This is a genomic window from Acidobacteriota bacterium (assembly GCA_012517875.1).
Lineage (GTDB): Bacteria > Acidobacteriota > JAAYUB01 > JAAYUB01 > JAAYUB01 > JAAYUB01.
In genome coordinates this window covers 12,545-27,461 of record JAAYUB010000153.1, presented here as the reverse complement: position 1 = coordinate 27,461, position 14,917 = coordinate 12,545, and the positions used below count along the sequence as shown (strand labels likewise).

Sequence of the window (14,917 nt, the reverse complement as noted above, 5' to 3'; positions counted from 1 at the left end):
GGGTATTCGTATGGCACGACATGCTGTGATCATGGCGGGCGGTTCGGGCACCCGCTTCTGGCCGTGGAGCCGCCGCCAGCTGCCCAAGCAGTTCCTGACGCTGGGAGGGTGCGACCGGTCGCTCTTTGAGCTGACGCTGGAGCGCGTCCGCCCGCTGGTGCCGCCGGAGCGCACGCTGGTGATCTGCAACCGGGACCACGTGGACCTGGTCCGCCGGCTGGCCCCGGAGCTGTCTGCCGAGAACATCATCGGCGAGCCCGTGGCCCGGAACACGGCGCCGTGCATCGCCCTGGCGGCCCTGGTGGTCCAGCACCGGGACCCGGAGGGCACGCTTTGCGTGCTGCCGGCCGACCACCACGTCAAGGAGCCGGCCCGCTTCCAGCAGCTCCTCGACAGCGTGTTCAAGAGCGCCGAGGCCAACGACCGCCTCATCACCTTCGGCATCATCCCCACGCACCCGCACACCGGCTACGGCTACGTTCAGGCGTCGGAGATCGTGAGCAGCGCCGACGGGGTGGCCCTGCTCAACGTGGACCAGTTCGTTGAAAAGCCCCACCGCTCGCTAGCCGAGGAGTATGTCACCCAGGGCAACTACTACTGGAACAGCGGCATGTTCGTGTGGAAAGCCCGGGTCATCATCGAGGAGCTGCGCCAGTACGCCCCGGAGATCATCCGCCCCCTGGCGGAGTTGGCGGAGGCCGGCGACCACCTGCGCACCGGCGATGCCGAGTTGGAGCGCGTCTTTCAGGGCCTGCCGTCCATTTCCATCGACTACAGCATCATGGAGAAATCGCGGCGCATCGTCCTGGCCCGGGGCGATTTCGGCTTGAGCGATCTGGGCAGCTGGGATTCCCTGGAGGACGTGCTGGCGGTGGACAACTCCAACGTGACCATCGGCGCCCCCATGATCCTGGTGGACACCCGCCGCTGCGTGGTGTGCGCCCGCGACCGCCTCGTGGCCTGCGTGGGCGTCGAGGACCTGGTGGTGGTGGCCACCCGCGACGCGGTGCTGGTGGCGCACAAGGACAAAGCGCAGGAAGTCCGCCAGGTGGTCCAGAAGCTGGAAGCGGACGGCCAGGACGAATACCTGTAAACAAACTGCACCGACAGCCGTGGGGCGGTCGCCGCGATCCGTCACCGGCGGCCCAGCCGGAACTTCACCACGATGTAGCCCTCCACCGGCACCGGCTGGTCGTTGACCCGCGTGGGCTGGTACACCCAGCCGCGGACGGCCGCCACCGCCGCCGGCACCAGCAGCGGGTGTCCGCCCAGGACCGTGACCTCGGTCACCCGGCCGTGCTCGTCCACGGTGACCTTCAGCTCCACGTCCCCTTCGGTGCGGCTCGCCTGGGCGATGACCGGGTACGCCGGCGGCTCGGCGTGCAGCAACCGCGCGGCCAGCACCCGCGGCGGCAGCGGCGCCCGGCGCTCCGCGGGCTGGCGCGGGGGTGGCGGCGGGGGCTCCGGCGGGTGGTATCCGCCCACCGTCGGGGCCATGCCGGGCAGGCCGTAGCCGGGGCCGGCGATGCCGGCGCCCGGGATCCCGCCGTGGAAATCGGGTCTCGGCGCGCCGGCGCCGGCTTGGCCGATGAGATCGCCGATGTCGGTGTCGGGCGGAATCGTGTCCGCGATCGTGGCCGGGCTGTACATCACGTCGGGTTTGATGTCCAGCGGGGCCGCTGGCGTGCCGCGGGGCGTGGCGTCTTCCGGCGGGGAGGCCACGGGCGGCGCCGCGGGCGGAAAGACCATGTCCCCCTGGGGCAGGACGATCAGGAGCTGGCTCAGGCTGTCCGGCACGCGGTTCGGGAAGAGCAGGGGGAAGATCATGAGCGCTGTCACGAGCGCCGCGTGCACGACGGTGGCCGCCATGAGGGTGAGGGGCAGCCGGTACTGGACGGTGCTTGCGGGTGTGGTCGCGAGCGTCTGGAACATGTCAACCTCCTCCCGACCGTCGCGGCCGCTGGCGGCGACCGGCGGTCGTCGCGGGGATTTTGGAGCAGGCTGACCTCGACCAGGCCTGGCGGGTCGAACCGTTCTCAATCCGTTAGACAGCGCCCATCCGCAGGAGTTCCGAAATAGTTGCCGATTCCGCTTGACTCATTCACCTCGTCACCGCTCCCAAATGCCCGATGACATCGGACTGCAGAAAATTGGATATCGGAGATCGGACCTGGGCCCTGGATCACGGAACCCGGATTATTATGCCCATTCACCGATTCACCCATTCAACGCTCCAAACACCCAATGACAAATGAAAATTGACCGATGAAAAATGATCAATGAAAGATGATCCACCTCGCCTCCAAATAGCCAATCACAATTAAGCAATCACCAATCACCAATAATCTGAAATGCTCAATGACAAATGGAAATTGATCCATGACCAATGACCAATGAAAGCTGATCGATGAATGCTATCCGCCCTCATTCACCCGTCCCCTCCGACAATTTGTTTCGGACACCCGCTGCTTTCATCCGTTATATATATTGAATGGCCGGGATAAAATTTTCGCGAAGCTGACATTTTTTCTTGCGTGGCCGGATGTGGTTGGGTAGAATCCGGGCAATTTACCTCGGATTGGGAGTGTGAGCCTTCGGGCGGGCAGGGCCGGATGGGTACCGGCCGGCCGGGGAGGGTACGGGTGTTTGGGAGGGCCGGCGCAAGCCGGAGCCGCCACGTTGCGCGGATGCCGCGACATCCGCGCCGGATCGGCGGTGAACGCCGACAACGGATGACGGAATGCGTCGCGCGGCGCCTCCTGGCCGCGTGCGTCGGCCTTGCCCTGCTGGCGTCCGCCGCCATGGCGCAGGGCCGCGGCGGACGGCTGCACCGCTTCGAGGTGCCGGTCACCGCGTTCCGCCTGCAGGTGGAGCCGGTGGCGCAGGTGGTGCCGCCCGGCGTGCCCGCGCGCCTCCGGACCCGGATCGAGCTGGCCGATCCGGCCGCCGGCTACGCCGGCGCCGTCCGGGAGTACCTGGCGTCCCGCTACGAGGTCCGCGCCGAGTTGTACGCGCCGGCCGCCGCGCCGGGTTTCCCGCGGGCGCTGGCGTGCCCGGTGGGCGGCGAGTTCCTCCTGGACGGCCTCACCGCGCCGGGCCGCTACCACCTGCGCAACATCCGGCTGGTCAACCTCGCCACGGGGCGCGACTTCCTCTACGCCGCGCCCGACACCGCCGCCGTGGACGTGGGCGGCGACCTGTTCATCGCCTGGGTCACCGCCGAGCCCATGACGATGGCCGAGATGCTTGCCGCCGGCGTCGTCTTCGACGAGAGCGCCTACCAGAACTATCAGTTCGTCGTGGGGTTCGAGCTCGAGGGGCAGGTGGTGGAGTACGCGTTCCCCGTGATCCACGCGTCGCCGGCCGTCCCCGTGACGCCCGCCGAATTCGGCGGGCTGCTGGACGTGGGGCAGGGGGACTGCGCCATCGGCGCGGTGGACCTGGACATCTCGGGGGTGGCGGTGCCGGGCCTGCCGCCGGCCGACGTGCGCCTCCCCGGTCTCATCCTCATCCCCGGCTCGGTGGGGTTCCTCAACGGGCACTTCAGCGTCCAACTGGTCCTCTGCAACGCCCTGCCGCCGGCGAGCGGCTACCGCCTGGCCGACCTGACGGCGGAGGCGGCGCTCCCCGCGAGCACGGACTGGCAGCCGGGCGACCCCCTGAGCCTGGCCCCGGTCGCCGACGATGCCAACACCGCGGTCCAGGACGTCGTCGGCGCCACCGGTCCGGTGATCGCCCCCGGCGCCGCCGGCGCGGCGGGCTGGATCGTGGTGGGCCACGAGGTCGGCTACCACGAGTTCGACATCCACATCGCCGGCCGCCTGGAGCCCGCCTCCGGCGAACCGAGCTGGCCCATCGAGGGGCGGGCCCGGGGCGGAGTGGCGGTGCGCGACAATCCGCGGTTCTCGCTGAGCTTCATCCATCCCGACCGGGTCGAACGCGGCGCCGCGTACTCCGTCCAGGCCCATGTGACCAACGTGTCGGACGTGCCCGCCAACGGGTTCCGGTTGAGTCTGGCCCCCGACTCAATAACCGGGGTCGAATGGCTGGGCGCCGATTACCCGACGGACGACACGTGTCCGGCCGATCCATCCATCTACTGCCGCCCGGTGCTGGCGCCGGGCGAGACGGTGGTGCTGAGCTACCGCTTTCGGGCGCTGCGCTCAGGCATGGTGACTGCCAATTACGGCACCGGCGATTCAGCCGGACTGGAAGTGGGCGCCCGGTTGGTGTTCGGCGTGGACACCGCTGGCCAACCCATGAATCCGGACCGACTGGTGCTGCCCCCCGTGGCGGCGCGGCTCGGAGAACCTCTCTACGGCCGAGCGCTGGCGTTCCTGGGTTTGTGCCACACGCTGAGCCGAACCCAACCCTTGCTGTTGCCCTCTGCATTCCGAACCGTTAAGAGATCATCGGTTGAGGGGCTCGCGCGGGCCGTCACTGAAGCGGGGCTCGCCACCGCCGCTGGCCGGAATCCGGTGGCTGTTGCCGCTTCGTTCACCGAAGATCTGGCGAAGATCGCCTGGAACGACGAGGGCTTCCACCATACCCTGGAATCGAGTCCCCGAGGTGCTGAGTTCATGGCGGCGCTCGCCGCTGTCCTGGATCCAGCCGGCCAACCGGCAAGCATGGCGGCCACGCTCGTTCTCCACGCCGGATACAGCGGTGATTTTGCGCTTCTGCGGACCGCACTGACGCCAGCATCCGATTGGGGGAGAGTCGTCCGCGTCAGCGACGGACCGGAATTCCTTTGCCTGATCCCTCTGGATGGGGATTCAGTCACCCTGACCGGCGGCGGAACAGTCGAGCTGGAGATCATCCGTCCAGCGTCATCGGAGACGTGCCAGAGCCTCAAGTACTCTTTCCAACTCGCACCGGGTCAACAGGTGGTGATTCCATCGATGTTGTTGCAAGGGACTTCTGTCGCCGTTGAGATCCAACAAGGCAGTAACAACGTGGCTGCTGTGCCGCCACTGGACCAGCACCTGCTGCCCCTGGCACCCTTTGTTGTGGAGTGTGTGCTGAAACTGACTCCGGAACTTTTCCACGGTGCCGACGAGTTCGGACGCGGGGTGCTGGTCTTGTTCAACCGGCCGGTCGGGTTTCGGGCCGGTGAGGCGTTGGGATACTTCGAATGCATCGACAACGAGGTGCTGCTGGCAGCACCGATCGGTTCTGGACGCACTGTCGGCGTTGCCGTGAACCGGCCAGTAGGCAAGTTTGTGACGACGGAGTTGGCCATCGGACAGGTGAAGAGCCTCGACGGAGCAGTCGTCGCGGACACCCGGCCGGTGGGGATTCTCAATCCGGATTCACCGTACGAGGCCGGTGGCCGCGTCGAGGGACGCGTACGCTACCCCGATGGCCGGGGAGTGGTCAGACCGTCGGTGGAGTTGTGGGCCGTCACCAGGTCTGGTCTGGGGATTCAGGATGTCTGTCTCAGCCGTTTCGACGGAAACGACGACGGCACGTTTCAACTGGATTTCATCCACATATATCCGGCAGGCTTGTTTCTGATAGTTGGAGATCCGGCAACAGGCTCCCGCCGGCGGGAGCCGCTGATGTTCCAGGCGGATGGCCAGGTGCTCCATCCCCAGATCATCCTGTACGGTTCAGGGGCGGTGGTGGGCCAGGTGGTGGACGAGCTCGGGACACCCATCGACAGCATCCTCGGCGTTCGAATCCACAGTAGTGGTGACGGCAGATGCCAGCCAGCGCTGTTGGATGGGGACGGACGTTTCCATGCCGACGACGTCACCGTGGGCCCGTTCCGGGCTGAAGCCCGGCTCAGGGACGGACGGCGGATCGAAGGCGCCGGATACATCGCTGGCCCCAACGACACGGCAGTGGTACTGCTGGTGGCAGGCGGAGCAGGCGTCACAGGCCAGGTCATGGAAGATGGGCCAAACGGCGCACGAGGCGTCCCCTATGCCCGGCTGACGCTCAGCGTGCCCGGTGCCGCTTGGAGTACCGAGGGGTGGACTGACGGCGACGGAGCATTCGCGTTCACTGCCGTGCCTTGGGGTTCTTTCCGTATCCGCTGCATCCACCCGAGCGGCGGGGCGGTAGCCACCGCCGAAGGCGCGGTCGCGCCGGGCGGCACTGCCGAGGTGCAGGTGCTGTTTGCCGGTGGTAGCACGCTCGAAGGCCGGGTGGTTACACCCGGTTTCGGAGGAGCCTGGGACGCCGTCCCGTTTGCGCCGGTCCATTTGGAGCTGGCCGATGAATGGGAAACAGTCCAGCTCGATCTCGAAACCGACAGCGACGGGCGATTCCGGGTCCAGCCGATCCCGTTCGGCCACTACCGGTTGACCGCCGTTCGGCCTGGTTATTGGGACAGCGTAACGGAGCATGTCTGGATCACAGCCGGCGCCCATCAGGTCCAATTAGTTCTGGCCGCCCTGGCCCCAGTCCAGGGTCGCGTCATCCGAGCCGATAAAGCCGCAGCGGCCGGAGCCACCGTCCGGTTGAGCGGTATCACGGAAATTGCTGATGCTGACGGCCGATTTCTGGTCTGGCTGACTCAGGGCCTCAACCGGTATCAGGCTGCGTGTGACGGCGAGGTGGAATCGGGAGCGGTGGATGTTCCGGCCGAAGGCACCTCGCTGGTGATTCGCTTGCGCGGCCGTCGGACAGTGGCCGGCCAGGTGCGGGACGCTTCCGGCCAGGGAGTCCGTGTGCCCTTGATCCTGGACGGATTGGACCGCGCAACCACCGGAGAGATGGTCTACTGGACCGATCGGTTCCGGACAATGACGGCCCCCGACGGCACCTTTGCCTTTACCGATGTCTGGGACGGTCCCTTCACGATCCGGTTCACCGGCAATATCTTCTATCCGCCGGCGGTAGTGCGCGGCCTGGCCACCGGAACCGACCTGGCCGGCGTGGATCTGGTGCTGGGCGTCACCGATGGGGTCGGCACCCTGACCGGCACCTTATACGCACGAGACGGCGTGACACCCGTTCGGCCGGGCATTCCCCTGACCCTGACCGGTCATGGCGGGCGGTGCTGGGATTGCCGGACTGACGCGGACGGACGGTTCGCCATTTCCGGACCTCTGCCGGCTGGCGCCTACGTGCTCAAAGCTGAAGATGGCTACACCGGAGACAGGGCGTGGAGGGAACTCTATTTCGCTGCCGACGGCGACATGGATGTCACCTTGAGCATGCTGGGGCAGAACACCCTTCAGGTGCACCTGTTCCATGCCAACGGAGAACGGCTCCAGGATGCCTGGTTGACCGTCAGTCGGCAGGGACAACCCGCCTGGAGCGCCCGGGCCGAGAGCATTTGGGACACCGATTATACCGGGGCACCGGACGATCCAGGATACTTCCAATTCAACGCTGTCTGGGAAGGTTCCTATACGGTGTCCGCTGTTGTTTTGATCGGCGAGACTGTCCGGACGTCGACCGGCGGCGTCGAGATTCTGGGCGACGGTGGCATGTTCACCGTCAACCTGGTGATGACCCCGGTGGTCACTCTCCACGGCGTCGTTCGCGACGGCGCTCCGCCGGACGGGGCGCCTGTGCCAGGGGCGGAAATCACCCTGCGCAGCGCGGCCGGCCAACTCGTGGCAGCCACCGTGACCGATTCCGAAATGGCTGACCTGGGTGCCTTCGTCCTGCCGGCGGTGGCCGTCGGACAATACATCCTCCGGGCGGAGGACTTTGCCACCGGCCGCCGGGCGGTTCTCGAGGTGGATATCCCATCCGTCGAGTACGATCCGCAATCGATGGAACTGGTCCTCGATCCCTTGGGAGGGGTGGAAGGGGTGGTGGTGGACGGCGATCCGGCCGCGGTCGTCTGCACCGATTCATCGTCACTGAGCGCCCGCCGGGTCACGATCGGAATCCATCCGTGTGCTGGTTCGCCATATTCCGAGCGGGACATTGAGACAACCACCGGTCCCGATGGACGGTTTTACGTTCCGGGTGTTCCCGGCGGCCGCGTGGATGTGCGGGTGGCCGATCCGTCCGGGGTGGCCGGTTATGCTGAGGCCATGCTCGAGCCGGGCGAGACGGCCTGCCTGGTAGTGCCCCTGGCGCCGATGGCGACTTTGGCTGGAACCATCCAGTCCGCCGACGGCAGCGGCGCTGCGTACGCGCGGATCGAACTGCTTCCATTGGCCGAAGGGCGGAGCTATCGCCAGATCGCCACCGCCACAGGGACCTTCCGGTTCGCTTCCGTCTTGTTCGGTGACTACACCCTGGCCGCCTGGACCGGATCGGGCGTCAACCGGATTTCTCAGCCGATCAATGTGCCTGCCGATGACGACGTGGTGATGGTGCTCAGCGGGGTGGGCGCCCTGGGTGGCGCGGTCTGGAACCAGGCCGGCACCCACCCGGTGAGCGGGGCGGTGCTACGGCTCGAGACCGAAGTGCCCGAATTCCGGACGGAAACCGCTTGCGACAACGAGGGGGCCTTCTTCTTCCCCGAGGTGCCGGCCGGCCATTTCCGTCTGGTGGCCGAGGACCGCCACCACGCCTTGGAGGGAACCGCCGAAGGCGACCTGGCCGACGGGGAACGGATTGAAGGCTTGGTGGTGGCTCTGGAGCCGGCCTTCTGCCTGCGAGGTGTGCTATGGACCGACGACGGCGCCGCGGCCTCCCACCTGACGGTGCGCTGGCTGGGCCGGCGGCCGGACGGGCGCGAGGTGGAACGGCTGGCCACCACCGGTGACAGCGGGATCTTCGTCTTCGAACATCTGCCGGTCCTGCCCGGCCGGTTGCAGGTGGTCGATCCGTTCGGTGGCCGGCTGCAACTGGCCGTGTCGGTGGCCGGTGTGGACGACGAGGCATGGGTTGACCTGGGCATCCTGACTTTGGACCGGACCCCGCCGTTCGTCGACGCAGTCTCCTACTGGTCTGGTGGCACCACCTGGCCGGAGACGGCCGTGCCGCTGGACGCTCATTTGATCGTCACCTTCAGCGAGGCTCTGGAAGCCGAGTGGCTGACCGGCCATCCCGGTTGGATCCGGTTAGAGAGTTACGACGGCGCCGTCTGGCGGCCGGTCGGACTGACGGTGCTGCCATCGGTCGACGCTATCGTCTTCGAGGGAATTCCGGCGGGGCTGGCCGACTCTCGTGCTTATCGACTGGTGATTGAAGCTGACGTTCCCGACGCCAATGGCAATCCCTTGGGCGCGGTGGTGGAGCTGGTCTTCCGAACCGTGGATCTGACGCCGCCGGCGGTGTCGACGGTAACCCCGCCAGCAGGGGCCATCCAGGTGGATCCGACCGGGCCGGTTCAGGTCACCTTCAGCGAACCCATTGTTCCGAATAGTGGCATCGTCGCCTGGAGTCGCGACGGCGTGCCGGCGGCAGCTTCCTTGGAATGGTCGCCTGACGGCCACATTTTGAATATCCTGCCGGACGGCGGTATGCAGTCGGATGCCTGTTATGGGGTGGTCCTCGATGGCTGGCGCGATGTGGCCGGTAACGCCATGCCGGCGCCGTATGGATGGACCTTCGACACGCAGGATACTCAGCCGCCGGTGGTCACCGCAGCCTGGTCCGGCCAGATGTTTCCGGTTCCCCGACCCGAGCTGGCGGTGACGTTTGCCGACGCTCTGCGCGGCGTCGATCCAGAATCGGTGCAGTTGACTCTGACCGATGCAGGCGGAGTCGGCCGGGCATTGGAGATCTTCCAGCTCAGTGCGTCCGGCGCCGCCTGTGGGCCCATCGACGAGCTGCCTGACGGTAGCTGGACTCTTAACGTTCAAGTGGCCGACCTCGTCGGCAACTATGCCGATTGGTCCGGCGACTTCACCGTGCGCCGGTCGGCCGTCACCTGGCTGGAGCACCAGCCGGCCGCGGCACTGGTGGTGGATGTCATCCCGGTCGGACTGAGCGTCCGGTTCCAATCGGCCCATCCGGTGGCCGCCGGGACACTGACCGCCGCCGGGGCGCTCTGTCCTGACACCACCCTGGTCGACGAGGGCGGTGGCATGTGGCGTCTTGATGGAACGTTTGCGCCAGCAGGCGACGGCCCAGTCGATGTCGCCGCCACGATGACCGACATCTACCATTGGACCGCGCCTGCTTACGGCTTCAACTTTGTCTGGGACGGCCAGCCGCCTGACCTGACCCTGCAGTTGCCAGGTCCCGGAGATTTCTGCAATCCGCTGCCGCCGCTGGCATTTACCTGCGGCGACAACGGCACCGGCGTCGATGTGGCCGGCATCCGGGTGACAGTCGATGCAGTTGACCGGACGGCCGAATTTGAGTTGACCCCGTCCGGAGGCGTCTGGAATCCGCCCGCCGGCGCCGATCCGCTGGTCGGCGGCGGCCACACCATTCACATGAAGGTCTCCGATGCCGCCGGCCACATCGCGGAAGCCCTGAGTGAATTCACCCTGGACGGAGCTCAGCCGATCATTACCGTGACCAGTCCGGCAGCGGGGGCGGGTATCGTGGCCGATACGGTCGTCTTCGACATCAACGTAACGGACAATTGCGACTTGGATGCGGACAGTCTCGTGGTCACCGTCAACGGGAGCACCCGGACTGAATTCGTACTCGATGACGGCCGGATCTACATCGAAGTTCCGTGGGATCACGACATGCTGGCCGTCGGCGACAACGTCTGGAGTGTGGCAGTGACCGATTCCCTCGGCAACGTCGCCCGGTACAACGGTACATTCCAGGTGGTCCGAACTGTCGCTCTGCCGCATACGGTCAAAGACGGCAATGACTACAGTTTCCGCATCCAGACAGACGGCGGATTGGAGTGGGATCCGCTGATCCAGCCGATGACCGATGTCCTGGTTCCGGAAGTGACGGTCTGGGTGGACGGGATGTCCCACGTCATGCCGGCACAGCCGGAGGGGATGCTGGCCGTGAACGGTCATGAAATCCGCCTGACCGGGGATCTGGGTTCGGACGATCTAAGCTGGGAAAAACGGATATTCGTTCCGCCAGACGGTTATTTTGCACGCGTAGTCGAGTGGTTGGGTAATACGGCACTGACTCCGGTGCCGGTTGCAATCGAGATGACGTTCCGGCTGCCGGAGGCGTTGAACTGGGATGTGGTCGCCACATCCAGTGGAGATGCCGTCGTCGATTCCGGGGGTACGGACCGCTGGCTGGTGCTGGACGACGATGCGGACAAGGACGACGCCATGGAGCCCAATATGCCCACGCTGGGCGTCGTGTTCGCCGAAGCGGAGACGGCACGGGCACCGTCGGCAGTCGAGATCGCTGCCGGCCAATTGGTCATGCGATGGACCGATCTGGTCATTCCGGCAGGCGCCCCCGGCATGCCCGGCCGGCTGGGCCTGGCCGTGGGTGTGACCGCGCAGCCGACACGATCCGATGCGGTGGAGACGCTGGAACGCCTGGCCGCCTGTCCGGCCGAGATTTTAGCCGGGGTGCCGGACGAACGGTGGCGCGAAGTGCTCAATCTGAACTGGGCTGGCGGGGCGGATCCCTCGTCACCCGAACTCCCGTCATTGGTGGGCGGTGTTTCCGGCCGGCTGCTGGACGCTACACCAGACGAACACCCATTGGCCGGGCAATCCTTGCTGTTGCGCGGCGAAGCGGTGCCATATCGCCGTTGCCGGGTCGCCGATACAGACTGGCAGGGTGTTTTCCAATCTCTGCCGACGTCGCCGCCGCGTTCTTTGCCATTGGGCCTGACGGATATTATCTTCGGATCGCCGGAGTGTGGCTGGTTGACGATAAGCCAGGTGCTGCTTACCGCAGACGAGCCGGTGGCTGTTGACCAGCTGCTTGTCTTGTCCGATAGCGGTGCGGTAGCCGTGACAGTAACCCTGAGCACCGGCGACCCGCTTCCTGATGGCACCCTCCGATTGGAACGGGCAGGTGATGCTTGTGTCCGGCACGGCCGGGTGTCACGTGGCGGCGGACTGATTCCGGGTGTCTTGCCCGGTGATTACCTGCTGACGGTGACCTCCCTATTTGGTACTGCCACCCAACCGGTCACGGTGACGGCGGCTCGTACAACGGCCGTCACTATGGTTCTAGAACAAGATTACCTGACTGGCCGCGTGGTGGACCACCTGGGCATCGGCCAGACAGGTGTATCCATTTTAATATTCAGGCGGAACAGTTACAGTGAGACTGTTAATGCCGGCACCACGGATGCCGACGGGCGGTTTGTGTACCTGGATCCGCTCCGAGAAATCGATCTGGAAATCCTGGCCAAGCACCCAGACGGCCGATGGCTGTTCGAGACGCTGATTCGGGTGCCGGCAGACGAAAGCCTGGACCTGCACGCGTTGGTACTGGATCGGGGCGGTGCCGATCTGACTGTTCGCACAGAAATCCAGGCAGGTGTGCCGATCGCGGATTCCGAAGTTCAGGTCCGTTCGACGCAATTTCCGGCGTTTCTAAATTGGGCACACAGGACTGGGGATGATGGCGAGGCGTTGTTCCCGGGCCTGCCGGCTGACATGGACCTTCAGTATACAGCCCAGGTAGACGGACGAGGCACACCGGCAGTACCGCTGGTGCTCGAACCCGGTGTGCATCGGCTGATTGTGATATCCAGCGCATTCGGCCAATACACCGTCACCGGCATCGTGAGAGCCGCTGATGGAATCACCAGGCTGGCGGATCAAAGCGTGGAACTCCTGCGGGAAGAAGCGGCCGGGAGATATGTGCTCACGCAGACAATCAGTTCCGGCTACGACGGCGCCTTCAGGTTCAACAATGCGTTCCTGCCCACGGGTCGGGCGCGGATTCTTTCACGCTGGCCCCGCAGCCAGGGGGAAGGAGAGGATTGGACCGATCTGGATGCTGCGGCGGGTCAGACCACTGTATTGCTCGAAACACGGATCAGCCTGATACGCGGTGACGCTCGCGACGCGGGCGGTGCTCCTGTCACCGGGTTGGTCGGATTGCAGGTCCGGCCGCATGAATCGGATCTTAGCGAGCCAACTGCCAACCAATCCTCCGGCAACTGGTTCATCCGGGGAGCGAAACCCGGGGTGACTTACGATGTGATTGCCTGGGATGCGGGCGGAAACGCTTACGGGGCCACCGTCACGCTCCCGGCTCATCAACTGGTGCTCACCGATATCCATCTCCTGCCGGTGAACTTGTATGCTGTCTACGGTAATGCGTTCTCGGCCGGCGCCAGGGCCGCTTTGATCCAATGGCCAGTGGAACTTTGGGCGGAGTCGGTATCGGGCGAGTTCTATCCTCTGGGGAGTGCCTGCACGGTTGAGGAAGGGTACTTTGATTTCGGTTCCAACCATCTGCCCACCGGCCGGGCGCTCCTGGTGGTGCCATGGCCGGAATCACAAGGTGACGGGCAGGATGAAATCCTGGTGGATGTTGCGGCCGCCGGTGGCGCCGCCATCCCGTTGGAAACCGGGGTGACCGCCGTTTCTGGTGATGTTGCGGAAGAAACTGGACTGCCGATCGAGAGCATTCCACTGTGGGTGAATGTTTACGCCCATCAGCCGGATGGGTCGAACCTCTTCTACTATTCAAACCCGAATCAGGTTCTCGTGGCGCTCGGTCGGTTTACGGTGCTGGGCATGAAGCCGGGGGAGGGGTATCAGCTCGAGGCGCTGGATGAAACCGGTGGTTATCACAGGACGGATATCAACTTCCCGGCCGGTGAATTAATACTGGACGACGTGCAGATCCCGCCGCGTTCTGAATATATGGTCACTGGACGCCTGTGGTCGGCGGCATTTCTGAGACCGCTACCTGAAAGTGCGTTCGTGCGGTGGGAACGCCAGCTGGCCAGCGGCGAATATGTCAGTTACGGCTGGTCGGCATGTGAGGACACCGGCCGGTTCTATGGATTCGGCTATTTTCCGACCGGCCGGGCGCGCCTGATTCTAGATGGACCGCCGAGCCAGGGAGACGGCAGCGAAACCTGGGAGATCACCCTGACAGGGCCGGAAACCGATCTGGGCGATATGATGACCGGATGGTCGGTGGTCAGTGGAGCCGTAATGGATGGTGCCGGTGAGCTGGTGTCGGCGGTGACCGACCTGGATCTCGTCCCGGCCGACCCGGATCTGCCGCCGGCTCTGCTCGATGTGGCTGAACTGCCTGCGGGTGTCTGGCAGGCGTTGGGTGTGGCTCCGGAGACCGCCTATGACGTGTATGCCTGGGACCGGGAGCGCCGATTCTACTGCGCGACGCTGGTTCTGCCCGATGGCGTGCTGACCGCAGACAATGTGACGCTTGCACCGTGCAGCCCAACGTGCGCTGAATTGCACCTTCGATTGCAGGATATCGATGGACAACCGCTGGCGGGAGTCTACGCCGAGATCGGTGACACCAACGAGTTGGAACCCTGGGCGCTGAGCGGTCAATCGGATGCCGGTGGTCTGGTCCGCCTGTGTGCGTTGCCTCCGGGCGCTTACTGGATTTGGATCTACAGAGGTAATCCCGAGACGCCGGAATATTTGCAGGTGTTGGACGACGGGTATGTGTACATACGTCTGGGTGATGTGCTGGTGGAGCAGGTGGTGACAGTCGGAGAATCAGAGGACGGGAATCCCTGCAAGCCGTGACGGCATGTTGTCCGGCGGAATATCTGATTATCCAGGGGATTGGGGAACTGGAATGATGACCAGACGAATGCAGCGCCGGATAGCTACAAGCCGCAGAAGATGTGCTTTGGGGCGCGCGTTATGGGTGTGGATTGGCTGCTGTTGGATGTGGGCCTATTCTGCCGGCGTGACTCGGGAGCAGTATTTGGCTCCGGTTCCTCCCGACTTGCAAACCGGATTGGCCTTGTTCAATCCGTCGGTGCGAACCCGTTCGGTCAGCCTGACACTGTTGGATGAGCAAGGACAACCCAGGACAGGGCCTGGTCTAGTCAACCCGGTGGAATTGGAATTGACACCCGGCGTTCAGTACCCCCGATATCTCCACGATCTCTTTGGCCCGGGATGGAATGGCGCCGTATCCTCGGTCAGGTTGGAATCCA

The 14,917-nt window shown here is 65.0% G+C and carries 3 protein-coding genes; 2 read left to right on the top strand and 1 reads right to left on the bottom strand.

Annotated features, from left to right (window positions below; translation table 11 throughout):
• Nucleotides 1-10: 10 nt before the first annotated feature.
• A complete protein-coding gene (locus GX414_15175; protein ID NLI48443.1) occupies nucleotides 11-1,093 on the top strand; it encodes an NTP transferase domain-containing protein in 1,083 nt (360 codons plus the stop codon).
• 41 nt (nucleotides 1,094-1,134) lie between these two features.
• On the opposite strand, the gene GX414_15170 is transcribed toward GX414_15175, so the two are convergent.
• Complete coding sequence (locus GX414_15170) at nucleotides 1,135-1,932, bottom strand: energy transducer TonB (protein NLI48442.1); 798 nt, start codon at nucleotides 1,930-1,932, stop codon at nucleotides 1,135-1,137.
• Nucleotides 1,933-2,732: 800 nt separating this feature from the next.
• On the opposite strand from GX414_15170, the gene GX414_15165 reads away from it, so the two are divergent.
• Nucleotides 2,733-14,498 (top strand): hypothetical protein, encoded by an 11,766-nt coding sequence (locus GX414_15165; protein ID NLI48441.1) that lies wholly within the window; start codon nucleotides 2,733-2,735, stop codon nucleotides 14,496-14,498.
• Nucleotides 14,499-14,917: the final 419 nt, after the last annotated feature.